Below are 23,078 nucleotides of genomic sequence, written 5' to 3'. Positions count from 1 at the left end.
TCTCCTTTCCTCTAGAGTGGGTTAACCACAACAGGGACAATTATGCCGATTCATTTGACACTTACCTTTCTTTTTCAGTCATCAACTATTATTTGGGCTGACCACAGCTAGCACACAGCTTCGCGTTTGGAGTTCTCAATGGCTTGCCACAATATTGGCAAGGGGCGCCAAATAAAGATATTTGATGGTGCATAATTGCATTATGATGAATGCCTGAAACACCAGTTATTTTTTCGTATTCCTTTACGACAGGACTGAATCTATCATCCATAGATATCTGTTCTAATGATAGTCCATGCTTTTGCCTAAACTCCATTGTTGCTCTCATACAATCTCCATACAACTTATGAATCCGAGCATATTCTGCTTCATCTAACATAGGCATTTCACATTTACAACGCCAACACCACATCATTTTCATAGTTTGTTACTCCATATTCTCATGACTTCTCAGCAAGAGTTTTGATTTCTAAAGGCTTAACAGGTCGGAATTTACAATAAATACAAGATGAATCTCCACATGGAGGAATTACACTCCTACAGTTTTCACAATGACTATTTGGAACAACCGTCCCACCGATACAAAAATAATCATCAATTATGACTTGTCGTTCTTCATCATCCACTCTGATTTTCACAGACTCACCTTTTTAGATTAAATCGTGTGCTATACCTTATTTTTATATTATCATAACGATTTTCAAGGTTCATTCTTTGCCTAATTCGATACTTTATTATGCGAGGACTTAAGTAAATAGATATTTACCTTCGATCATGGAAATCTCTTTTCATTAGCAATCCACTGTTCTCCATCGTCAGTTAATGAATTGAATACAAGAAACTGGCGCCGTAGAGTACCGACGCCAGTTTGCTGTCCAGATGTTTATTAGTGTCCGCTAAATGGAATCTTGACCAAGCAAAAACCGCATCAGTATCGCTGCAATTTCCGCACGAGTTGCCGTACCGGACGGGTCAAGCAATCCGTTGCCTTTACCGGAGATGATACCTTTTCCGATCGCCCACTTCATAGACACAGTCGCCCAATCGGAAATTTTGTCCTTGTCTGCAAAGTCGGACAGATCACCCGTCACTGTAATATCAAGGTTAGTATGCTGTGCGTAGCGATACAGCAAGGTGACAAGCTGTTCGCGGGTCACTGCGTCATCGATGCCATATCGTTTGTTGCTGTAGCCGCTCGCAATGCTGCTCTGCGCCACCCATTTGATGGCATCCGTATACCATGTACCGGAAGGTACATCATTGAACGTGCTTTCTCCGGTCACCTGCGGGCTGCCTGCCATGCGGTATAGCACGGTTGCAATCATGGCGCGGTTGGCTGTCTGGTTGGGCTTAAAGGTCGTTTCGCTTGTTCCTGACATCAAGCCTTTGTGCTGGACATAGGCTACTGCGTCAAAAAACCAGTCGGACTTGTTAACATCTGCATAGGAAATACCGTTGCTGGATGTGCCGCCGCCAGGTTCACTCCCTCCTCCAGGCGTGTTACCGCCTGGTTCGGTGGTGCCGCCTGGTGTGGTACCGCCTGGAGTATTGCCGCCGGGCGTGCTGCCGCCAGGAATTCCGCCGCTTGTATCAGCAGTCGCCGTAATATTGATTCTGATTTGCCCTGTGGTTTGGCTCTGCGCCCCTTTTACCACAGTGACGGTAAATACATAGCTGCCGTCTGTACCGCTTCGATTTGCGGTGGTTCCGGCTACCGGTGCAGTGTAACTGACCTTATTGATCGTGACCGCAACGTTGCTGTTCTTGACCGCAGCCTCGGCGGTGACTTTCAGTGCCGCCACAATGACAGATTCGCTAGTTGCCGCTGCTTGAGTCATACTACTGTAGCTTGCGACTTCCGCCGCTGACTTGGCTGCCGCCACAATGGCGATGTCCGGGTCGGCCGATTCCTTCACCGACATCATCAGGCTCTTGCTGTCAGTTGCGCTTCCCTTGGACAGTGCTACGTCGTACTTGCCGTTGCCGCTGTTGTAAGCGATAGTCGCCGTTACCCCTGCGGCATCGCCGGTAAGCAAGCTGTTTACATAGCTTTGAACCGCCGTGGTTTTGTCGGCCTGCGAGGCTCCGAAAGCGACATCGACCGTTCCGTCTACCAAAGCCGTCTTGGCCGCCGCTACCGCCTGTGCGTTGGTTACGCCGATAAAAGACGTCGCCGTAATCGCAATCGTTTGCTGCGCGGTCGTTTGGCTCTGCTGTCCTTTTGCCACCTTGACGGAGAAGACGTAGCTGCCGTCTGTGCCCTGCGGGTTCTCGGCATCGCCCGCTGTCGGTGCCGTGTAGTTGATCTTGGTGACCGTGACTGTAACACCGTTGTTGTTGATCGCCTCTCTCGCTTGATTTTCAACATAGTTCTTAACAGCAGTTTCATCGCCATATGCGGCCTGTGCGGCATCAGGGTAACTTGCGTCTTCAACCGCCCCCTTGGCTGCAGCCACAATGGCGATGTCCGGGTCGGCCGATTCATTGACTGTCATCTTCAGGCTCGCGCTGTCGCTTGCGCTTCCCTTGGAAAGCGCAACATCATAGTTGCCGCTAACGCTATTGTAGACGACGGTTGCCGTCACCCCTGCGGCATCGCCAACCAGCAGGCTGTTTACATAGCTTTGAACCGCCGCTGTTTTGTCGGCCTGCAAGGCCCCGAAAGCGACATCGACCGTTCCGTCTACCAAAGCCGCCTTGGCTTCCGCTACTGCTTGCGCATTGGTCACGCCGTTAAAAGCTGTTGCAGTGATGGTAATCGTGTGTTGTGCGGTATTCTGACTCCGTTGGCCTTTTGCCACTGTGACGGTGAAAGTATAGACGCCGTCTATGCTTTGCGGATTGTCGGCATCTCCCGCCGTTGGTGCGGTGTAGGTGACCTTAGTAATAGTGACCGTAACGGCATTGTTGTTGATTGCTGTTTTGACCAGATTTTCAACATAGCTCTTAACAGCGGCTTCATCACCATGTGCAGTCTGTGTGGTGCTAGGATAGGTTACGTTATCCGCGGCTGTCTTGGCCGCATCCACAATGGCGATATCCGGGTCGGCCGATTCCCTTACCGACATCATCAGGCTCTTGCTGTCGCTCGCACTCCCCTTGGAAAGGGCAACGTCGTATTTGCCGCTAACGTTATTGTAGATGACGTTTGCCGTTACTCCAGCGGCATCGCCAGTCAGCAGAAAGTTTACATAGCTTTGAACCGCTGCTGTTTTGTCTGCCTGCGAGGCTCCGAAAGCGACATCGACCGTTCCATCTACCAAAGCCGTCTTGGCTGCTGCCACCGCCTGCGCGTTGGTCACACCGTTAAAGGCCGTCGCCTTAATCGCAATCGTTTGCTGCGTGGTCGTTTGGCTCTGCAAACCTTTGCCCACCGTTACGGTGAAGATGTAGCTGCCTTCTGTGCCGTTCACATTATCGCCGACGCCTGCGATCGGGGCCGTGTAGCTAACTTTATTGATCGTGACCGTAACGACGTTGTTGTTGATCGCTGCTTCTGCAGTGGCTTTCAGCACTGCTGCAATGATCGATTCACTAGTTGCCTCTGCCTGAGTCATAATGTTGTAGCTTACGCCATCGACTGCTGCCTTGGCTGCCGTTACTATGGCGATGTCCGGGTCTGCCGCTTCCTTCACCGTCATTGTCAAATTCTTGCTGTCGCTTGCGCTTCCTTTGGAAAACGTAACATCGTAACTGCCGCTAACGCTGTTGTAAGTGACAATCGCTGTCACCTCTGCGGCATCGCCAACCAGCAGACCGTTTACATAGCTTTGAACCGCCGCTGTTTTGTCTGCCTGCGAGGCTCCGAAAGCGACATCGACCGTTCCGTCTACCAAAGCCGTCTTCGCTGCTGCCACTGCCTGCGCGTTTGAAAGCCCGTCATAAGGCGTCGCCAGAATCGGGACCGTGATCGGAGCAGTCGTCCGGCCCTGCCAGAATCTCACATACGTGATGGTGAAGGTGTAGCTGCCATCCGTCCCGTTCGGGTGGTCGGCATCGCCCGTGATCGGCGGAACGTAGCCCTGCTCTTTCACGGCCAGGACTCTCACTCGGTCGACCTCAAGACCGTAGTCTCGGATTACGTTAAACACCATACTACTTATCGTTGAATTGATCGATCCGTTGTAATACTCATACGGTCTGAAGCCCCCATAGTTGCCTTGTTGCAGCGCGGTCTTGACGTCAGCCAAATACGCGTCAGGCTCCTCCTTAAGAGAGAGGATTACGTCCATATCATCCGATAAATAATTTCCCTCTTCCAGATAGACATTAACCTTGAGTTGCCCTTCTATTGCGATCCTCTCTGGTGTAACGGTCACATAGTCCACATTGCTATTCGCTAGTAAATCTTTGAAATATCGTTCCACTATCGCATAGAGATCTAACCAGGTTGAACCTGGCGGCACCTCGATCGTCGGATGCTCCCCCGCCAACAGGCTCAAGGCCCTGTCTAGGATCTCTCGATTGGATACGCCGGCATACGGCGTCGCCTTGATCACAACCGTCCGCCGAGCGGAGGTTTGCACCTGCGCTCCCTTGGTCAGCGTGACGGTAAACGCGACCTGTCCGTCGGTTCCATCCGGGAAGTCCGCGTCGCCCGCCTTCGGCGCCGTATACTCGTCGACGTGGATGGACAAGCCAATCGCCTCGTTGTTCACCGCTTGCTTCACTTTTTGTTCCACATAGCTCGTGGCCGCCGCTTCCGTGCTCTGTTCCTCCTGGTTGCCTGCGGGATACTCCGCATTCTCCACAGCTTCCCTCGCTGCCTGCAAAATCGCAATATCCGGGTCGGGCGCTTCGTTAAACGTGACATGCAGGCTCGTACTGTCGGTGCGAGCGCCCTTGGAAAGCGCTACGTCATAGCTGCCGCCAACGCTGTTGAAGGTGACGATCGCCGTTACCCCTGCGGCATCGCCTACCAGCAAGCGGTTTACATAGCTCTGTACGGCCGTAGTTTTGTCAGCCTGCGAAGGCTGAAAGACGACATCGACGATTCCATCCACCAGAGCCGCCTTGGCCGCCGCCACCGCCTGCTCGTTGGACACGCCGCCAAAGGCCGTTGCCTTAATCTCAATCGTGTGCTGCGCGGTCGTCTGGCTCTGCGAGCCTTTAGCCACCGTGACGGTAAAGGTGTAGCTGCCGTCTGTTCCGTTCAGATGGTCCCCGTCGCCTGCGATCGGCGCGGTGTAACTGACCTTGGTGGCCGTGATCGTTACCTCGCTGTTATTGACTGCTGCTCTCGCCTGATTCTCCACATAGCTCTTAGCAGCAGCTTCATCGCCGTGCGCAGCTTGCGTAGTACCAGGGTAACTCGCGCCTTCAACCGCTGCCCTGGCTGCCGCCACAACGGCAATGTCCGGGTCGACCGCTTCCTTCATCGTCATCGTCAGGCTCTTGCTGTCGCTTGCGTTCCCCCTGACCAAGGCCACATCATAACCGCCCGTGTCGCTGTTGTAGGCGACGCTTGCCGTTACCTTGGGATCGCCAGCCAGCAGGCGATTTACATAGTTTTGCACGGCCGCTGTTTTATCAGCCTGCGAGGCCCCGAATGCGACATCAACTTCTCCGTCCACCAAAGCTGCCTTGACCGCTGCCAAAGCCTGCTCATTCACTTCGCGGAGGGTCGTGGCCAGAATCGGAACCGTAATCGGATCAGTCGTCCAAACCTGCCATGCTCTATAGAACGTTACAGTAAAGGTATAACTGCCATTTGTACCGCTTGGATTATCGGCATCGCCTGTTACCGACGGAACGTAGTCCAGCCCCGTTATGGTGCCGACCCTGATTACGCCAATCCCGGCAGCGTTGTTAACACCGCTGTGGCTGATTGCGTCATAAGCTCGATTACTAACAAATTGATTAATATACCGATCGTCATACGTAGACTGTCTGATGCCCCCATAGTCGCCGTGTTCGATCGCCGTCTTGACCTTAGCCAAGTCCGGGTCGCGCTCCTGATTAATGTGCAGGTCTAATATCGAGCTGTAATAGGCCCGTCCCTTTTCAAAATATAGATTGACCGTTATCGTTTGCTTCTCGGGTTTGGGATAGTTAGGAACAATCCACACATAATCCAAGTCGAATTCAGCGAGTAAATCGTTAAAACGCTTCGTTATCATGTTATATAACTCGGCCCAGGTTGTGCCCAGCTCCACATCCATCGTAAGCTCACCTTCGAACAGGCTTCCGGCCTTGTCGATCACCTGTTGATTGGATACGCCAGCATACGGTGTCGCCTTGATCGCAACCGTCCGCCGAGCGGTGCTTAGCACCTGCGCTCCCTTGGTCAACGTGACGGTAAACGCAATCTGTCCGTCGGTCCCCTCCGGGAAGTCCGCGTCGCTCGACTTCGGCGCCGTATACTCGTCAACGTGGATGGACAAGCCAATCGCCTCGTTGTTCACCGCTTGCTTCACCAGTTGTTCCACATAACTCGTGGCCGCCGCTTGCGTGCTCTGTTCCTCCTGGTTGGCTGCCGGATACTCCGCGTTCTCTACCGATGCTTTCGCTGCCTGCAAATCGACAAGATCCGGGTCGGGTACCGGGTCAGGCGATTCGTTAATGATTACCTGTTCCTCAGCCAGTGCGGGCTTAGACAACATAGGGAAAACCAGCGACGCCGCCAGCAGCCAGGTGAAAATACGTTTTCGTACTTCCTTCATTTTTATTTGCCCTCCGTAACTTTTGAATAACGATCAAGAATTTTTGTGCAAAAATAAAAAGACGTTTTAAACGATAAAATAAAGCAAATCTATGAATTACTCCATACCTATAAAGGTGTATCTTTCATACTTTGACGAGGGTTTAACGTGAAATGGCACGAAATTCGGGGCATAAAAAAAACAGATAAATCACCCAAAGCTCGTTTTCACGAATCTTGGCGATTTATCTGCTTTTGTTGGCGATTACTGATAATTGTTAGTTTATTAAATCTTAGCCGATTCACAGCGCCCCTCCCCGAATATATCCTTACTACGCACTCCACATGTGTGGAGCGTACAAAAAAGATGCCAACTATCTAATCCCTCGTGCTTTCGATTCGTTTTAGGTTCTCAGTGTCCCGAGCTGGAGATGAACCGAAGAAGCGAGAGTACTCTCGATTAAACTGTGAGGGACTTTGATAGCCAACATGATATGCGGCGCTTGCTACTGGATAGCCCTCAAATGCAATGAGGTTTCTAGCCTCCAAAAGCCTTAGTTGCTTTTGAAATTGAATAGGACTTAAACCCGTTGCCCTTTTAAACTGACGGTGAAAGGTATTTATCGCCATGCCAGATTTTGATGCCATCTCGCCAACGTCTATTGGCTTCATAAAATTATCGCGAAACCATTTTACAATCTGGGAAATCTTAGATAAATTACTTTCCCGCAGACCAAATTGCCTCAGATACCATCCTTGTGGTCCCATCAGAACGCGATATAGGATTTCGCGCTCATAAGCTGGTGCAAGAGCTGGAATATCTCTTGATGTTTTCGATAATCGCAATAAACGCAGCCATGCCTCCATAAATTCAATGTCCATTTCACAAGCTGCGAAATGCTCGGAAGCAGTCGGTAATAGATTTTCAGGAAGATCTCTTAATAAACTCTGAAGAACATTCTGATTCAACTTAAGACCAAGGGACATGTAAGGACGGCCATCACCGTCTGGATGTACACTCGCCGTTGCAGGAACATGCACCGGTAACACGTAATATGATGGCCCTTCAAGGTCAGTGCTACGCTCCCCGATTGAAAGAATCTTTGTTCCTTGAACTGTGAAACCAATCATCGGCTCGTAGAGCGCTGCAAGTTGATGAGCGGGGATGTCTCCCTTAATCATACTTAGCCCCGGTACTCCGGTTTCAATTTGTCGAGTGCCTGCGCCTTTCATTAGTTCAATAATTTCATCAAGGACGTTATTCATGCACTTATTTTATCACGCGACTTCTTATCCCTCAACACAACTCTGAAATACTTCGGCATTTTTAGGCTCTTCATTTGACAAATATAAAGGATAATCCAGGTTACCCAAAAAGTGAAGTGGTGTTTTTAGGCAATCAATCGGCATTATTAGATCTATATTGTTTCAACAGATGCGACTAAAATTAAATCCAGATCGAACACATCATTAAGGAGGATCTTATGAAAATTGCGATTGTAACAGGCGGAAGTAATGGCATTGGAAAAGCGACGGCGCTAGAGCTTGGCAAACGTGGAATTAGCGTCATTCTCACCTACAATTCCTATAAGGACCGGGCAGAAGCTGTCGTTAAGGAAATTGAGAAGAATAAAGGCGTTCGGGCATTCGCACTGAAGCTGGATCTGACACGAGCATCAACATTCGAAGGTTTTGTTCTAGAAATGAAAAAGAGCCTCCAAGACATATGGAACAGAACGACTTTTGATTACTTGGTTAATAATGGCGGTGTCGGTGGGCCAATGATGTTCAATGAGATGAGCGAAGAATACTTCGACAAAATTCTTAATACGAACTTCAAAGGACCGATTTTTTTAACACAACAACTTGTCGGATTCATGGAGGATGCTGGAGCTATTGTAAATACCACGAGCTCATCCAAGAACCAATCATTCCCAGGCTACTCCGTCTATGGCTCGTTAAAAGCAGCTTTCTCAACTTGGACTCGCTACATTGCCAAAGAACTTGCACCTCGACAAATTCGGGTCAACGCAGTTTCGCCCGGTCCTACGCACAGCAATTTTGGCGACGGAGTATTCGATAAACATCCTGAATTCATTAAGCCGCTAGCTGAGCAATCTGTATTTGGCAGAATCGGCCAACCCGAAGATATTGCGAAGGTCATTGTGAGCATATTGTCCGATGATTTCGGCTGGGTTACAGCCCAAGACATTGAAGTGTCTGGCGGACATTTGCTTTAAGAAAGGCTGCCGTTTAGCCCGGATAAAAAGGGGGGGGGGGCCCTTCGTCATCAGCATGACTTATGGGACACCCCCTCATTTCGCGACATTCTCGGGATCGCCTATCAATTGTCTTTTTAGGCATCTTGTGAATCAGCAGGGAACGAAAGAACACGACCGCAAGAATGAAGATGTAATTAGAGATTGTGTTTTGGTTTAAGTGAATATTCCCGCTTTGAATTCCGCCACTTTCGATCATAACGAATCGCTTTATTCAGCATTTTCGATGTCAGCAGAATGTTTTTCACACCATGTCCGCCTGGCACAATCTGCTTCTCCCGCTCCACCCATTCCTCGACCGTAAGCTTCACATACAGTTCATTTGTTGCCCCACGTCGTGACAGAATTTCGGTAATCTCGTGCCGCGGCAGCACTTCCCATGTTTTCACCCGACCATACAGTGTAATACCAGCCTGATCTCGACCAAATCGCTTAATCGATTGATAGATCGCCACATATTCCAACTGCGACAACGTCCCATGGTTCGTAAAATGCTGCAGAGGAACATGATAGAACCCATAACGCTTCAAGTCGCGGAATTGATCCTCATGGCTGAGTGCCCCAACCAATACAGCACGCCCGGCCAGCTTGTCCGTATAATACTTTTGTGTTCCCCGTGGTCGCGTCGAACGTTCGTATGCTTTTTCCGGACTGTCCAGAATGATCTCGTCCTGAAAGGCTTCCAGCAGCGACGTCGAATTCGGTAAGAACGGGAACGCCCCCACATTCACCAGCTCAATACTTTTACCAATTAATTATTCAATCCCGAATTCACAATCACTATCTATTTACATACAGAATTGTCATCAAAATAATTGGCATAATAATTCCTAAACAACTACAAACGATTCCTGTGATTGTTGTTCTTCTTCCACTTTGTTCGTTAAGCTTTATCTCTTTTAGAGCTACAATACCAATTATTAAACCAATAACACCTAAAATAAATCCAACATAAATAAAAAATAAAACAATTGATAGAACCCCTAAAACCAAAGAAGTGACAGCTTTTCTATTTAAAACTTTTTTCTCTAATATCCCCTCGTTTCTCAAAGGCAAACCCCTTCCTAAACATTCTCTTAATACAATATTCTTCCATAAAGACTCCGATTCCTTCTTTAACTAAACTTCCAGTTAGCTTAGCGGAAAAATCAACACTAAACGTTAGCAGTGCCTAACCCAAAAAAGCCCGTGGGAAATTCGGAAATTTGACCACAGGCTTTCACTGGTTATGCTCAATTTTTCGCCAATACTTCTCCGAAATATGTCCCGCTTAGGACCTCTTCATATTTTCTTTATTTTTTCCTTCACTAGATCTTAATTTATTTTACTTACACTGAGAGTAGCTTGGAGACCGAAGATGCGTTAGGAACCAGGAGGCTGCAGATGAATAAGATCACCGTCTTGGTCGTGGATGATGACCCCGAAATCAGAGACATTATCCATATTTTCTTGTGCAATGAAGGATATCATGTGCTTGAAGCGACAAATGGTATGCAGGCATTCGAGATCGTTAATACATCGCGAGTCCAATTGATCATTCTTGATGTGATGATGCCCCACATGGATGGGATCAAGGCATGCCTTAAAATCAGGGAAACCTCAAACATTCCTATTATCATGCTGTCCGCCAAGGAAGAAGAAATTGATAAAATAACCGGGCTAACTACCGGGGCGGATGACTACGTGACCAAGCCGTTCAGTCTTCTGGAATTGATGGCCCGGGTCAAGGCACAGCTGCGGCGGCAAAGCTATTCCGTCATGGATCAAGAAGAAGTCATCGCTGTTGGCGACCTAATCATAGACAAGGCTCGGCACCAGGTAACGATAAAGGAAAGGGAAGTATTCCTGACGCCTATTGAATTTTCCATACTTGAACTCATGGCAAGCCATCGAGGATACGTGTTCAGCGCGGATAAAATTTACGAGCGGGTTTGGAACGAAACGACCCACTTCTCGGAAAATACGGTTGTGGTTCATGTACGAAACCTCCGGGAGAAAATCGAAGAAAACCCCAGAGAGCCTCGGTACGTCAAGACAGTCTGGGGAGTGGGATACAAAATTGAAAAATAAACTCTTTCCCGTGATCTCCGGAAAACGCAGTGTACGCGTACGCATGTTATGGTCGTTTATCCTGAGCCTCATCCTTGCGATCAACGCATCGTCCTTCATCAACGATTATTTGTTCGGCGGTCTGCTTACGACAAGTCGCTCCTCCTTTTTTCCCATCCTTCTCCATGATATTTTGTCCGTCGTTTCGTTTCTCGTGCTGTTTATTATAAGCTTTACCCTGATGACCAGGCGCATTGTACGATATTTGTTGCGTTTGGCAGAGGGACTTGATGATATCGCCGGAGGAAATCTGAGCTATCGCGTTCCTCTCTCACGGCAAGACGAGCTAGGCAAGGTTGCGGAGAACATTAACGCGATGGCCGAGAAACTGGAACGCCAGATCGAGAAGGAACGCCAAATCGAAAAGTCCAAAATGGACTTGATTACGGGCGTATCCCACGATCTACGAACTCCCTTGACGAGCATCATCGGATATCTGGAGCTGCTGATGAAAAAAGTGTATCGCGATGAGCAGCAGCGGGATCGTTTCGTGAACATGACGTACAACAAAGCGTTGCAACTGAAAAACCTCATTGACGACCTGTTCGAGTACACTCGTCTCACGACCAGCGACGCCGAGCTTGAAACGGGCCAATTCGACATGCGGGAACTGTTTACGCAAATCCTGGCCGAATTTCAACCTTTCGCCGAAGAACTCGGCGTCGTCGTGGAGACGTCAATGGCGTTCAAGGCTATGCCGATACCGATGGACCCTGGGAAAATCAGGAGGGCCATCGACAACCTTCTGATGAATGCGCTGAAGTTCTCGGTGAAACCCGGAGTCGTTCGCGTGTCCATGGAGGAAAGCGTCTCTTTTGTTACCGTCAGAATCGAGAACGATGGAACACCGATCTCCAAAGAACAGGAGGAGCTAATATTCGAACGATTTTATAAAGCCGATCATTCGCGAGCGGCCCAAGCCGTTCAAGTCGGTTCAGGATTGGGTTTATCCATTGCCAGGAGAATCGTCGAACGGCATGGCGGCACCTTAAGCCTGGTCCATTCATCGGGACATTATGCTTTCATCCTTGAACTGCCCCAACCTAATTATTCACCTTGAAATTCACTTCCGGGTATTTGGCAGCCAAATCTTGCAGCGCGGAATTGTCCTTTCCTTTGAGGTACCGATCGAAGAAGGCAACGCTGAATTCGTTCACGATGCGGTGATCCCGCCGCGGATCTGCGCCGCCCAAACCTAGCAGCGGAGAAAATAACGCAAGATCGGAGTAGCTTGCATGCTTAGAACCCGGAATCAGGATCGACAAACCTCCGCCCGCCAAAGCATTGCGAATTTTTAATTTGTATTCTTTCCTAGGAGCTTCGAACGCTTCGCGACTTACTCCGCCCATCTTTTTAGCGACGTCATCGTAAGAGGTCATCACCATACTGTATATTTCGTCAGAGAACATCATCAAGAATGGTTTCCCTAAGCCTTTCTCGGAAACCGGAGGACCATAGATCCCGCCGTCCATGCTCAGTGCCGCTTTCACACGCGGATCATTCTTTAGCATTTGCAACGTAACGGCTCCCCCGAACGAATGTCCGAGCATGCCAATCCGATCGAGATCGATTTTCCCGGTAAAACGGCCAGTCTCATCGTTCCGGTTTAGCTTCTCTACTTGATCGAGCACGAAAGTCGCATCAGCGGTCCACAGCGGTATATGTTCAGCGTACTGGGCATTGGAAGTCAGGGTACGACTGATTTTGCTGAGGGCTACCCTGCCGTTAGGATACACGGAGGCAGCGGCTTCAAAGGCATAATCAATGCCAACAACGATGTAGCCGTGGCTTGCAAGCTCCTCCATCTGGAACATATTTTGATCGCGATACCCAAGCATCCCGTGGGAAAAAATCAATACCGGGTAACGGCTCTCCGTATCAGAAAGTTTGGCATCCAGTAAAGAATGCGTTTTGACGAGCCCCAGGTGGCTCAACACAAAAGCCGGAAGATCCATCATATTCGAAGAAATGGCAGCCGTCATTTTCGATGCATTCAGCAAATACGGGCTCCGCTTTTCCCCGCCTCCTTCGGCGGCCGGATACCATATTTGCGCCATCAACTCGCGCCGGTCGGCAGGGTTGTCCGAGTAAGGTTCCTGCCGTTGTTCATCTACCCAGTGATACACCGCCGTTCCGACCGCGTACTGCCCTGTCGGTTTCGCGAATGAAAATACAGGAAATAGTGCAGGTGCTGCGACCGAGACAGCCAGGTATACGGTCAATAATACCGCTTGAACAGTGACCACGACCCTGCGTCTTCCTGCCTCTTTCCGCTTGCCGATAAAGAAATAAACCGCCAGTAGAAGCGGTGTCAAATAGGCCGGAATCATCTCCCACCGTCCGCCTTCCGCGACAACCTGCACAATAACCAGCCCGAAGGCGATCCCTATAGGGATGAAAGACCCCCGACCGCCTTTCCTATTCGCGAATACCGCCCAGTAAAACAGACCAAAGTTCACCACAATCAAGACTGCTTCCAATAACCTCATGTCCATCTTCCCTCGCTTCAATTCAACTAGTTCCAACTTACCAAAAAATAATGAAAACGAAGCATGGGAAATTCTAAGTTTTTTATGAAGAAAGCGGGTCATTCTTGGGAGGCACAAAGCGTTCTTAGAGTGAAAGACCGTAAAGTTATCGTTCGGAAGAAGAGACCTATTAAACAGTACTTGTTTATCTAAATCGAACAGATTTCGATACGTCACTTAACCACCGCTGGAGAAAATTGTCCACCACTAAACGCAAGAACCTCCAATTCACTCTTTCGTGAATTGGAGGTTCTTGCGTTTAGCAATCCCGGATATTCTGTTGCGGCAAGGTCTGCGAGTTCAGTCTCCGACCGATCAGCCGCTTTTCGAGCGGTTAGGGTGATTCCACGGCGTCCCGAGGAACGGAAGCACCCACCGGTCTAACCCGTACCATCCGGCCACTTTCCAGGCCAGTACGATCCAGGTCGCCAAAATGAACAGCAGCGGGTTCGTGCTGAGGGTTCCGGCGAATAGGAAGCACGCATTCATGAAGGCGCCGAAAAAGGCGGCGATGCCGGTAAGCAAGCCCAGTATTAGGCCTAGGCCAACGAGAGTCTCTCCGAACGCCACCATATAGGAGAACACCTTGGCATGTGGAAGCACCATATTTTCCAAAAATGAAGCATACCAGCCGGTGACGTCTTTACCGTCCGCCGCTTTGCCGAGCGCTCCCTTGATGAAGCCCGTTAGCCCCGCTCCGGCGTCGCTTCCCACCCATTTGTCACTCGTGATCTTGTGATACCCGGCATTGAGCCACGCGTACCCTAGGTAAAGCCGAACGATCAACCACAGCAGACCCGATCTCGTATTGTTGAAGAAGAAATTTGATACCGGATTTTCGGGAATCAGAATGTTTTTTCCCTTCAATTCCTCTTTTATTGTCATCCCAATCTCCTCCCGGAAAATTTTTCCCACTTGAAAATAGCTTACCTGAATCCGTATCGAATTTCCACGGTTGATTCAGAATATTCCGATACTTTTATTAATCCTTTTATAGAACAACTTTTTAACCAACTCCGCCGTTGCCATATAGAGAAGTACGATCAGCCCGACGGCGATAAATATTGCGGGAGAAAGCGGTTTGAATCCAAAAAGCGGCCCCAAAGGGGTGAAAGGAAGCAACAGTGTGAGGCCGATGATCAAAAGAGTTGCGATAACCAGGTGTTTTCCGGGCTTGCTCTTGAATACAGACCTTTGCGTTCGAATCACCAACACGATTAGTGAAGCGGAAACTACTGATTCCAGAAACCAGCCTGTCCGAAATTGCTCAGGCGACGCATGCAGCATAAATCGTAATACCCCGAATGTCACAAAATCAAAAAGGGAACTGACAATACCAAACGTAATCATAAATTGTCGAATGAATTTCATATCCCAGCGCCGCGGCTTATCAACCATTTCCGGATCGACATTGTCGGAAGCGATCGTCATTTCCGGGAAATCCGTCAGCAGATTGGTCAACAAAATTTGTTTCGGTAGCAAAGGCAGGAATGGGAGGAAGAGCGAGGCGCCCGCCATGCTGAACATATTTCCGAAGTTCGCGCTTGTTGCCATAAAAACATACTTCAACGTATTGGCAAACGTCTTCCGCCCCTCCTGAACGCCGCGAACAAGGACATCCAAATCTTTGCCGAGCAATACGATATCCGCCGCTTCTTTGGCGACATCGACAGCGCTGTCTACGGAAATCCCGACATCTGCAGCATGCAGAGCGGAGGCGTCATTAATCCCATCCCCGATATATCCAACGACATTTCCTGCTTTCTTGGCCGCTAATAAAATTCGCTCTTTCTGATTCGGTTCGACTTCGGAAAAAATATCGATTTGATTCACTTGCTGCATTAATGCTTCGTCGCTCATCGCATGAAGTTCTTTTCCAAGCATGATTTTCGGTTGATCCAATCCGATTTGCCGGCTAATATTGGCCGCAATAAGATGATTATCCCCGGTGATGATTTTAAGCGAGATGCCGAGTCTTCTTAAATTCATGATCGTGTCGGCGACACCCGTCTTCGGTGGATCGTTAAAGAGCAGAAACCCGAGAAATGTCATATTCGCTTCATCGTCAATCTTCATGGACGATTGCGAACCGATGTTTCTCACCGCGATTCCCAGTGTGCGGAGCCCTTGCCTGCTAAAGTCTTCAAATTGCCGTTGAATTTGATCTTTGTGCAAGATTAGGTCGGCAACTTGCCCATCCCCCGTTTCTACAAACGAACAAACATCCAATATTTGTTGCAAGGCTCCTTTTGTCACAATTCGATGCTCGTTCCCTTCGGAAACAAGAATGCTTAGGCGCTTTCGGGTAAAATCATACGGAATCTCATCCCATTTTGTATAACCGCTAACATCGAATGGCCGATCCGATAAGATCGCCTCGTCAATTGGATTGGTATACCCTGTTTCAAAACTTGCATTTAGATAAGCATTAAGCTGCACTTTCTCGCTTGGGACGCCGTTTACGTCGACTGCGGAATGAATGCGTACGATTCCTTCCGTCAATGTTCCGGTTTTGTCAGAGCAAAGCACATTCATGCTGCCGAAGTTTTCAATTGAAGCTAGCCGTTTTACGATTACATTGTTGCGTGCCATTTGCTTTGCGCCGTGGGACAGATTGATGCTAATAATAGCCGGCAGCAACTGCGGAGTTAACCCGACGGCAAGCGCCAATGAAAATAAGAAGGAGTCCAGCACCGGCCGATCCAGAAATAAATTGATGACAAAAATCGAAAGAACGAGCATTAGAGTGACTTCCATCAACAAATATCCGAATCTTCGAACGCCGTATTCAAATTCCGTTTCCGATTGCCTAAGCTTCAACCGATCCGATACTTTCCCGAACTCGGTTTTATTTCCCGTGTGGACAATAACGGCCCTCGCGCTCCCGCTAATGACGCTAGTCCCCATATACAGCGTGTTCGTCCTTTGGGCTAATGGAGTATCGCTTTCAAGGACAGAGGGCGTCTTCTCGACCGGGTAAGTTTCTCCCGTCAATGCTGCCTCGTTCAGAAACAAATCCTTCGATTCCAACACGTAACAATCGCCCGCTATCACATCCCCGCATGCAGCAGGATCACGTCTCCGGGTACAAGACTTGTGATGGGGACTTCACATGAATTCCCGTCTCGTAGTACGGACGCCTTAATTTGAACAATCGCCAGCAGTTTTTTTACTGCATTTGCGGCCCCCCGCTCTTGCATGAATCCAAGGAATGTACTAATCAGGATGATACTGAGAATTATAAACGCATCAATGGAATCGCGTAAAAAAAACGATAAGCCTGCGGCAAAAAGAAGAATCAGAATGATCGGACTTTTTATTTGAGAGAGCAGCAACAGTAGGGTCTCCATCCTCTTTCGAGGCTTGAGCATATCCGAACGAAATCGAATAAATCTCTGCTCGGCTTCGTTTTGAGTCAACCCTTCTGAGGTTGTCTCCAGTCGCTCCATTACTTCTTCAGTTGGTAAACTCCAAAACGATTTCAAGTTATTATCCATGACAAATTTCTCCTTTACGAAACTTCCGGCTTTTCTGTATCCGCAAGCATTTTGCTCTGGCCAGTCGTTGTGAACTTACTATTCGGGAAGAAGACCAATAAATCCTCTATTGAGTAAACCTGAATATTCGTTTGGTTTTTTGGCTGACAAGCTGCTTGTTCTCACTCTGATTGGTCCTGGCTTTTGTCAGCCGTAAGGGAGTATGGGCAAGTTATAATTCTGTGAAGTTGCATTATAATATTTACCAATGGAAACGCTTTCTCTTAGACGAAATCAAAATTGAAGTCCCCTCGTTACTCAACGGCAAATCCCTTCCTAAACATCCTCTTATTACAATATTCTTCCATAAATACTCCATTTCCATCTTTAACTAAACTTCCAGTTAGCTTAGCAGAAAAATCAACACTAAACGTTAGCAGTGCCTAACCCAAAAAAGCCCGTGGGGAATTAGACCACAGGCTTTCACTGGTTATGCTCTATTTTCGCTTATACATCTCCGAATGATGTCCCGCTTCCACACATATTTTGGGATTTGATTTATACTCGCGGTAACCTTTCCGGTTCGTCGTCGTATAGGTCAACATGTGCCTACTACGCCATAACAATTTCCGCAGGCCGCTTGAAGCGTGACATCATGACGAATCCTATGATTTGGATCACGAACACAATAACGGACATATCTACTCGATTGACAATGAAAGCTAGATTAGGCGCAACGATAATCAAAGCAACAACGAACCAACGTTTGACTCCTTGTTTGCCCAAATCTCGCTTGACAAGGAAAATGATCATGCTGATGAGTAGCGTAGCAGAGAGGAAAAACGTCACACACAGAAGAAAAATGCAAATCTGAATCCACAAAGTAGCCCCCTGCTTTACGGCAGAGAAAATAAATACGATATACATTGTAACGATCGCAAATAATAGCATCGGCCAGATCGGAGCATACAGCCTCTGAATATAGCTCAACCACTCGCTGTTATCTTCGTTTTCCCTCATTTTATCCAGTTGCCGACCAAGCTTGTCCACCTCATTCACAGTCAAAGCTTGTAAGGAATGAAGCAGCATCGGATTAAATTGCTTGTAATAATCCCGAACGATCGCACGCTGCGCGCTTGTCATATAAGAACCGCAGTCACCCAACAACGCATACAATTGCTGCTTGCTCGATTCATTATCCAGATGAAACACGCTCGCAATGCTTAATTCAAGCTTTGTGAAGAGACTTTGCTTTAACTGTATGGTTGCCAACTCATTCTGCTGCCTGCGATCAATCATGCCCTTGAATTGCTTGTACATCCAGACCAGTATCGTGCCGATAATCGAAATAAGGAGCGTTTCGGTCGTATTTGCCTTCAAAAACGCCGCGATTTCCGTCCACATCGTTATGCCTCTCCCCCACCTTCGTCGCCTAACTCCAGCCTTTCGAGCCGCGTCGCCCGGTCCAGATGATAGTCATCCCACTTCACGCTGATCTTCCCCTGTCGTCGTTTCTCCCGCCAGTCACGCAACTGATCTTCCGTTTCCAGTCGCAGCTCCGCCACCTCTGTCGCGCGATCAAATATGTATTTCGATGTCAGCAGAATGTTTTTCACGCCATGTCCGCCTGGTACAATCCGCTCATCCCGCTCCACCCATTCCTCGACCGTAAGCTTCACATACAGTTCATTGGTCGCCCCACGTCGTGACGGAATTTCGGTAATCTCGCGCCGCGGCAGCACTTGCCACGTTTTCACCCGACCATAGAATGCAATCCCAGCCTGATCTCGGCCAAATCGCTTAATCGATTGATAGATCGCCACATATTCCAACTGCGACAACGTCCCATGGTTCGTAAAATGCTGCAGAGGAACATGATAGAACCCATAACGCTTCAAGTCGCGGAACTGATCCTCATGGCTGAGTGCCCCAACCAATACAGTCCGCCCGGCCAGCTTGTCCGTATAATACTCTTGTGTTCCCCGAGGTCGCGTAGAACGTTCGTATGCTTTTTCCGGACTGTCCAGAATAATCTCGTCAAGAAACGCCTCCAGCAGCGACGTCGAATTCGGTAAGAACGGGAACGCCCCCACATTCACAAGCTCAATACTTTTGTAAAAATGATGTTCCCGATACTTCTCCTCATCCGCATAAGGAAACAGCACATACGCTCCGAACATACTGCGCTCCAATTCCTTACCGTCTGCCCCCGAACCGACCACAATCGCATCCCGATACCGGTGCATCGTGTTAATATCCTCTTCCTGCGGGCCGGGTATCTTATATTTCTCCCGATAAGGTGTCCCCTCATAAGCGGGATTGATCCGGTACTTCGCATCGAAAATATATTTGTACTCCACCGCCGAGTCCCGTTTCTTCAACGTCAGTACGTTGTCCGGCTGCTGACCGATCGTCCGGCTACCATCTCCGGATGGCAACGCATTATAGTACAGCACGAACTCTTCGCCATTCTGCGGATGACGATACACCATTTTCGAGGCATTCCCCCGCTCCAGCTTCACGAACAGTCCGCCTCGGTTCAGCTTAATGACATCCTGTTTAACCAGTTCATATTTACGGCTCAGCAGCTCATGGATTTTGAGGAAGCACCAATATTCGTACAACTGGGCAAGATCTTTCATGGATAAGCGGAAGAGATCGTTCTGGATCGCCAGCCCCTTCATCAGCATCAAATAAAACTTGTACACATCCCGATACCCCGGCGCCATCTGCAGCACAAGCGAGATCGTCATCTGCCGCATATCCCCCACCTGCAGAAAGTCCAGCTTCAGCAGACGCTGGATCTCCGTTTGCATTCGCGCTAGCTTTTTCAGCAGATACGGGTCCGGCGACCGTTCCTTTTTCCCCAGTTGCAGCTTCAGATTCCGCAATTTCGTCTGCACCCGCACAAGCACCCACCGAACAAAACGATTCTCCGGCGTATCATAATCCACATACCTTTTTGTCTCCAGCACGTGTGTTGGCGTGTAGCCCCTTCCATCGATTTGAAGCAGTCCATGCCTGCTATCCGGGGCTAGCAGATGCGGGCGTTTGGCTAGAAATGTGACATTTTCACGGCCAGCCTTCTTGACCCGCGCCGATTCGACGAGCCGATTTTCCATGCTCAGCCGGTGGTGCGGCGTGCTCTGCATCCGGTCCACGGTCTGTACGAGCTGCTGAAACACATGCTGCAAAATCGCAAAAAACTCAGTTAAGCTCTGGTTCCGAGTCTCCTTCAATCCCGTCAGGTGAAAAGTTTTGCGCATAAAATCGAAGGATAGATTGTAGACCTGGTCATTGACATCCTGAAGAATGGCTTGATAATCCTGCTTATAATCCATTTTGGATGGGAAAATCTCCAACTGCAGCCGGAACAGAGGCGCCCCATGAAGACGAAGCTCAAGCTCCGTAAAACCCACCTCATTCTGAAAATTGAGCACCCCGGACAGCAGTCGACTCCCCTTGGGCAGAACGGAATCACGCAGATGAACGTTATCATGGTAAAAAGTAATCGGCGTATCCGGCTCCATTTCTACGATTAACTCATACGATTGCGTCTCATAGAATAAGGGAAGACACGTATCGCCAAGCTGCCACGGGACAAGCTTCTGCTCTTCAGGCGAGAACAGCTTTGTAGATATCATCTCTAAACTAGACGAGAGCCCCTGGTAATGAAGACGGGCATCCGCCCATGTCGAGTCTTCCTTGCGATGAAGCCGCAGCGTCTCCACTGTTGGATGAAACGGCTTCCCTTGCAAATATAAATTGAACCGATTCGTCTCGATTCTGAGCAGCTCGACCGGACGATTAAGAGAGCCAGTACGAAGTGAATCCATCCTCATCTAACCTCCGCAGCATGAAGATGATTTTTCTCGCGCTTTGCTTGTATTTAGCTGACTCCACAGTCTTGTCGACATCCTTCCATAGCTCGGAGGCGTCTTCGATCCATTCGTTAATCGGCAGTTTTCTGCCTAGCGTAATTTCCAAGAGCCGCAGGAGAACACGTCTAATTGAATCATGACTTCCTTGAACTCTTGGCAGTATTTTCTGCAGAAGCTGAAGATCGAATGCCGCATCCTTAGGAAGCAGATTCGATTGCTCATTATAGATAAGATAAAAGCAGACAGCGTCCCGAATCCGGAACCCGACATGCGAATGGATCGATTCCAGAATGTTGTTGACCTCTACCAGCTTTGCCGTCGTCTCTTCGATAAGTCCCTTGAACGGCGACTCAGCATCATATACTTCAATCAGTTGAAGATAATCCGCGCGCAGAAAAGCGTTCGGCGCAGGGACGGGTGGCGTTGTCGTTCTAGTAGAGGAGGCATCGCGTAGTTCCGGAAGCTGATCGAGACGAATATAGTTGAACTCAAGCGTGTTCGCCCGATCCAACACCTTCTTGCTGAACGGATGCGTCGTTTCGTCCATATTCACTGTTCCGATGAGATACACATTTTCCGGCAAATACAGATTTCCGTACCGCATTTTATCTTCTTGACTAACAAGCCCGGCTTCCCGAATCAACAGGTCTGTCACAATCTGTGTTTCCCGCCATTGCTGTGTTTCCAAGATGCTTAACATATCGCTGAAATAATGCTCCACTCTCGCCAAGTTCATCTCATCTAAGCAGATAAAATAAGGCTTATGGCGATTGGCCGGTCGACTCGCTTCAGTCAGCACTTCAGTAAGCGGCCCAGGTCGGAACTGGTGTGACAAGTCCTTGTATCCAAGCAGATCCGATGGATCGCTCCAGTCTGGCCGTACCGGAATAAGCGTAAATTGTTTATTCTCGCTGGTCGCTCCCAGAGCCTCCGCGAATAGCTTGATCAGCTTGGTTTTACCTGTTCCAGACACGCCAGCCAAAATGACGAACGGCTTAGATTTGAGCGACAAGTAGAAGTTCTCAATCAGATGCTCCGGATAGGTAAAGCCTTTACGGCGAATATAGGCATTAATCGCGGCAAGCCGCTCGCTCACGGTAAGATCAGCCACAGGCGGTTGCTCCTGTTCATTGGGGTTTAAGACGGCATCGACATATTGCTCGTAATTGTTCACAAGATTATGTAAATCGCTTATTAGCTGCCCTTCGTCAGGCAACTGATCACGATCGTATTTGTAGTACGCAACCGTGGATACTTGATAATCACGTCCCAAGCCGCCGGAGGTAAGGTGAATTTCCTCGTCTTTATTTAGACCTTCCAGTGGGAGCATGGCTCTAAGCTCTTGAGCTTTACGACGTAAATACTTGTGACCTTCAACCCGCCCATTCTTATTCGCTTCCGTTACTCCCTGTGCAAGTGTAAGATAAACCGACTGCATATCCTCTGCAAAAAGGTACACAATGTACTCGCCGCGCTGTGTCGACTCCCCAATTCGGCGATCCAAAATGGCTATCCATGGGATCGTTGCCCACACACCCTGCCCGACAGACGCTTGAATCTTCAGATTCTCGTGAATAAAGGGCAGACTTTTGATACCTGCAGGAACTTGTCGACGTACGAAGTCGCCAAAAGCATTTTTCCCAAAGGGCTCCATTTTGGCTTGTAAGTAGTTCTTCATAATGTGATGCAACGTATCTCTGAGTGAAAAGGTCGATGAACTGGGCCGGTTGCTGTAGTACTGCTCCAGCTCTTGCATCGCGTAATCATGTAACTCGATCAGGACGTCTTGGTCCCAAGTTTCATACAATTGCTTCTTGAACCCGATCGTTTGTTCTTGAGGATCTTGCTCAAGAATTTCCTGTAGAACTGTGATCGGCGTCTGTATCACCTGAGTGATCTGACTAAGAGTTACATCCGACCAACTGGCCTTACCATTGACTGGTGGATCAACCGGCTCTCCACTGGATTCTCGGTCCTGCAGAAAGGCTTGAAACCGTGTTTTTAAGCTTTGAAGAAAGACCATACGCTCTCCCGCAGCATCCATTTCACTGAGGAGAGCGAGAACGAGCACCATTTTGTACGACTTCTGTTTATGAGTGAAGATCCCGGACAGGGCATTAGGCAAAGACATATAAATAAACCACCTTGGCAATTGATAAGGAATT

General features: G+C 48.7%; 15 protein-coding genes. 3 read left to right on the top strand and 12 right to left on the bottom strand.

Translation table 11 applies throughout. The features are described from left to right. Positions 1–88 precede the first annotated feature (88 nt). The 3 genes from ACFPOF_RS18240 to ACFPOF_RS18230 form a co-directional block, all read right to left on the bottom strand. Positions 89–421, bottom strand: a complete 333-nt coding sequence (locus tag ACFPOF_RS18240) for a hypothetical protein (RefSeq protein WP_378135193.1) — start codon at positions 419–421, stop codon at positions 89–91. Between the two features lie 475 nt (positions 422–896). After that, complete coding sequence (locus ACFPOF_RS18235) at positions 897–6,662, bottom strand: S-layer homology domain-containing protein (RefSeq protein WP_378135191.1); 5,766 nt, start codon at positions 6,660–6,662, stop codon at positions 897–899. Between the two features lie 356 nt (positions 6,663–7,018). Then, positions 7,019–7,906 (bottom strand): AraC family transcriptional regulator, encoded by an 888-nt coding sequence (locus ACFPOF_RS18230; RefSeq protein WP_378135189.1) that lies wholly within the window; start codon positions 7,904–7,906, stop codon positions 7,019–7,021. A 218-nt stretch (positions 7,907–8,124) separates the two neighbouring features. Between ACFPOF_RS18230 and ACFPOF_RS18225 the strand changes: the two genes are divergently transcribed. Further along, positions 8,125–8,880: an SDR family NAD(P)-dependent oxidoreductase gene (locus ACFPOF_RS18225; protein ID WP_378135187.1), complete on the top strand. Its 756-nt coding sequence runs from the start codon at positions 8,125–8,127 to the stop codon at positions 8,878–8,880. 176 nt (positions 8,881–9,056) lie between these two features. On the opposite strand, the gene ACFPOF_RS18220 is transcribed toward ACFPOF_RS18225, so the two are convergent. Continuing rightward, the gene (locus ACFPOF_RS18220) at positions 9,057–9,650 is read right to left on the bottom strand and encodes a hypothetical protein (protein WP_378135185.1); all 594 of its coding nucleotides are present in this window, start codon (positions 9,648–9,650) and stop codon (positions 9,057–9,059) included. Between the two features lie 49 nt (positions 9,651–9,699). Further along, entirely contained in the window at positions 9,700–9,969 is a 270-nt protein-coding gene (locus tag ACFPOF_RS18215) for a DUF4190 domain-containing protein (RefSeq protein ID WP_378135183.1), read from the bottom strand. Between the two features lie 333 nt (positions 9,970–10,302). On the opposite strand from ACFPOF_RS18215, the gene ACFPOF_RS18210 reads away from it, so the two are divergent. Both ACFPOF_RS18210 and ACFPOF_RS18205 read left to right on the top strand, forming a co-directional pair. Beyond that, a complete protein-coding gene (locus tag ACFPOF_RS18210) occupies positions 10,303–10,989 on the top strand; it encodes a response regulator transcription factor (protein ID WP_378135181.1) in 687 nt (228 codons plus the stop codon). After that, positions 10,979–12,088 (top strand): sensor histidine kinase, encoded by a 1,110-nt coding sequence (locus tag ACFPOF_RS18205; RefSeq protein ID WP_378135179.1) that lies wholly within the window; start codon positions 10,979–10,981, stop codon positions 12,086–12,088. Before ACFPOF_RS18210 ends, ACFPOF_RS18205 begins: the two co-directional genes overlap by 11 nt. Here ACFPOF_RS18205 and ACFPOF_RS18200 read toward each other — a convergent pair. From ACFPOF_RS18200 to ACFPOF_RS18170, 7 genes are all read right to left on the bottom strand, one after another. Further along, positions 12,072–13,517 carry an alpha/beta hydrolase family protein gene (locus ACFPOF_RS18200; protein ID WP_378135177.1) on the bottom strand — a complete coding sequence of 482 codons (1,446 nt, stop codon included), beginning with the start codon at positions 13,515–13,517 and terminating at the stop codon, positions 12,072–12,074. The two genes, ACFPOF_RS18205 and ACFPOF_RS18200, sit on opposite strands and share 17 nt — an antisense overlap. Before the next feature lie 354 nt (positions 13,518–13,871). Beyond that, positions 13,872–14,441 (bottom strand): DoxX family membrane protein, encoded by a 570-nt coding sequence (locus tag ACFPOF_RS18195; RefSeq protein ID WP_378135175.1) that lies wholly within the window; start codon positions 14,439–14,441, stop codon positions 13,872–13,874. Positions 14,442–14,516: 75 nt separating this feature from the next. Then, positions 14,517–16,589 (bottom strand): magnesium-translocating P-type ATPase, encoded by a 2,073-nt coding sequence (gene mgtA, locus ACFPOF_RS18190; RefSeq protein WP_378135173.1) that lies wholly within the window; start codon positions 16,587–16,589, stop codon positions 14,517–14,519. Positions 16,590–16,606: 17 nt separating this feature from the next. Then, on the bottom strand, positions 16,607–17,053 hold the full coding sequence (locus ACFPOF_RS18185; RefSeq protein ID WP_378135171.1) for a cation-transporting P-type ATPase: 447 nt from the start codon (positions 17,051–17,053) through the stop codon (positions 16,607–16,609). A 591-nt stretch (positions 17,054–17,644) separates the two neighbouring features. After that, on the bottom strand, positions 17,645–18,436 hold the full coding sequence (locus ACFPOF_RS18180; RefSeq protein WP_378135169.1) for a hypothetical protein: 792 nt from the start codon (positions 18,434–18,436) through the stop codon (positions 17,645–17,647). A gap of 2 nt (positions 18,437–18,438) precedes the next feature. Continuing rightward, positions 18,439–20,868: a DUF2357 domain-containing protein gene (locus tag ACFPOF_RS18175; RefSeq protein WP_378135167.1), complete on the bottom strand. Its 2,430-nt coding sequence runs from the start codon at positions 20,866–20,868 to the stop codon at positions 18,439–18,441. After that, complete coding sequence (locus ACFPOF_RS18170) at positions 20,840–23,044, bottom strand: MrcB family domain-containing protein (protein ID WP_378135165.1); 2,205 nt, start codon at positions 23,042–23,044, stop codon at positions 20,840–20,842. Before ACFPOF_RS18170 ends, ACFPOF_RS18175 begins: the two co-directional genes overlap by 29 nt. Positions 23,045–23,078 lie beyond the last annotated feature (34 nt).

Origin of the sequence: Cohnella soli, from assembly GCF_042655525.1 — a bacterium.
Classification (GTDB): Bacteria; Bacillota; Bacilli; order Paenibacillales; family Paenibacillaceae; genus Cohnella; species Cohnella soli.
Note: the sequence above shows the minus strand (reverse complement) of the source record. Positions and strands in the feature narration are given on the sequence as shown.

Coding starts and splice junctions, on each gene's coding strand:
- ACFPOF_RS18240 (WP_378135193.1), bottom strand. CDS start 421: ATGAAAATGATGTGGTGTTGGCGTTGTAAATGTGAAATGCCTATGTTA.
- ACFPOF_RS18235 (WP_378135191.1), bottom strand. CDS start 6,662: ATGAAGGAAGTACGAAAACGTATTTTCACCTGGCTGCTGGCGGCGTCG.
- ACFPOF_RS18230 (WP_378135189.1), bottom strand. CDS start 7,906: ATGAATAACGTCCTTGATGAAATTATTGAACTAATGAAAGGCGCAGGC.
- ACFPOF_RS18225 (WP_378135187.1), top strand. CDS start 8,125: ATGAAAATTGCGATTGTAACAGGCGGAAGTAATGGCATTGGAAAAGCG.
- ACFPOF_RS18210 (WP_378135181.1), top strand. CDS start 10,303: ATGAATAAGATCACCGTCTTGGTCGTGGATGATGACCCCGAAATCAGA.
- ACFPOF_RS18200 (WP_378135177.1), bottom strand. CDS start 13,517: ATGAGGTTATTGGAAGCAGTCTTGATTGTGGTGAACTTTGGTCTGTTT.
- ACFPOF_RS18195 (WP_378135175.1), bottom strand. CDS start 14,441: ATGACAATAAAAGAGGAATTGAAGGGAAAAAACATTCTGATTCCCGAA.
- ACFPOF_RS18185 (WP_378135171.1), bottom strand. CDS start 17,053: ATGGATAATAACTTGAAATCGTTTTGGAGTTTACCAACTGAAGAAGTA.
- ACFPOF_RS18180 (WP_378135169.1), bottom strand. CDS start 18,436: ATGTGGACGGAAATCGCGGCGTTTTTGAAGGCAAATACGACCGAAACG.
- ACFPOF_RS18175 (WP_378135167.1), bottom strand. CDS start 20,868: ATGGATTCACTTCGTACTGGCTCTCTTAATCGTCCGGTCGAGCTGCTC.
- ACFPOF_RS18170 (WP_378135165.1), bottom strand. CDS start 23,044: ATGTCTTTGCCTAATGCCCTGTCCGGGATCTTCACTCATAAACAGAAG.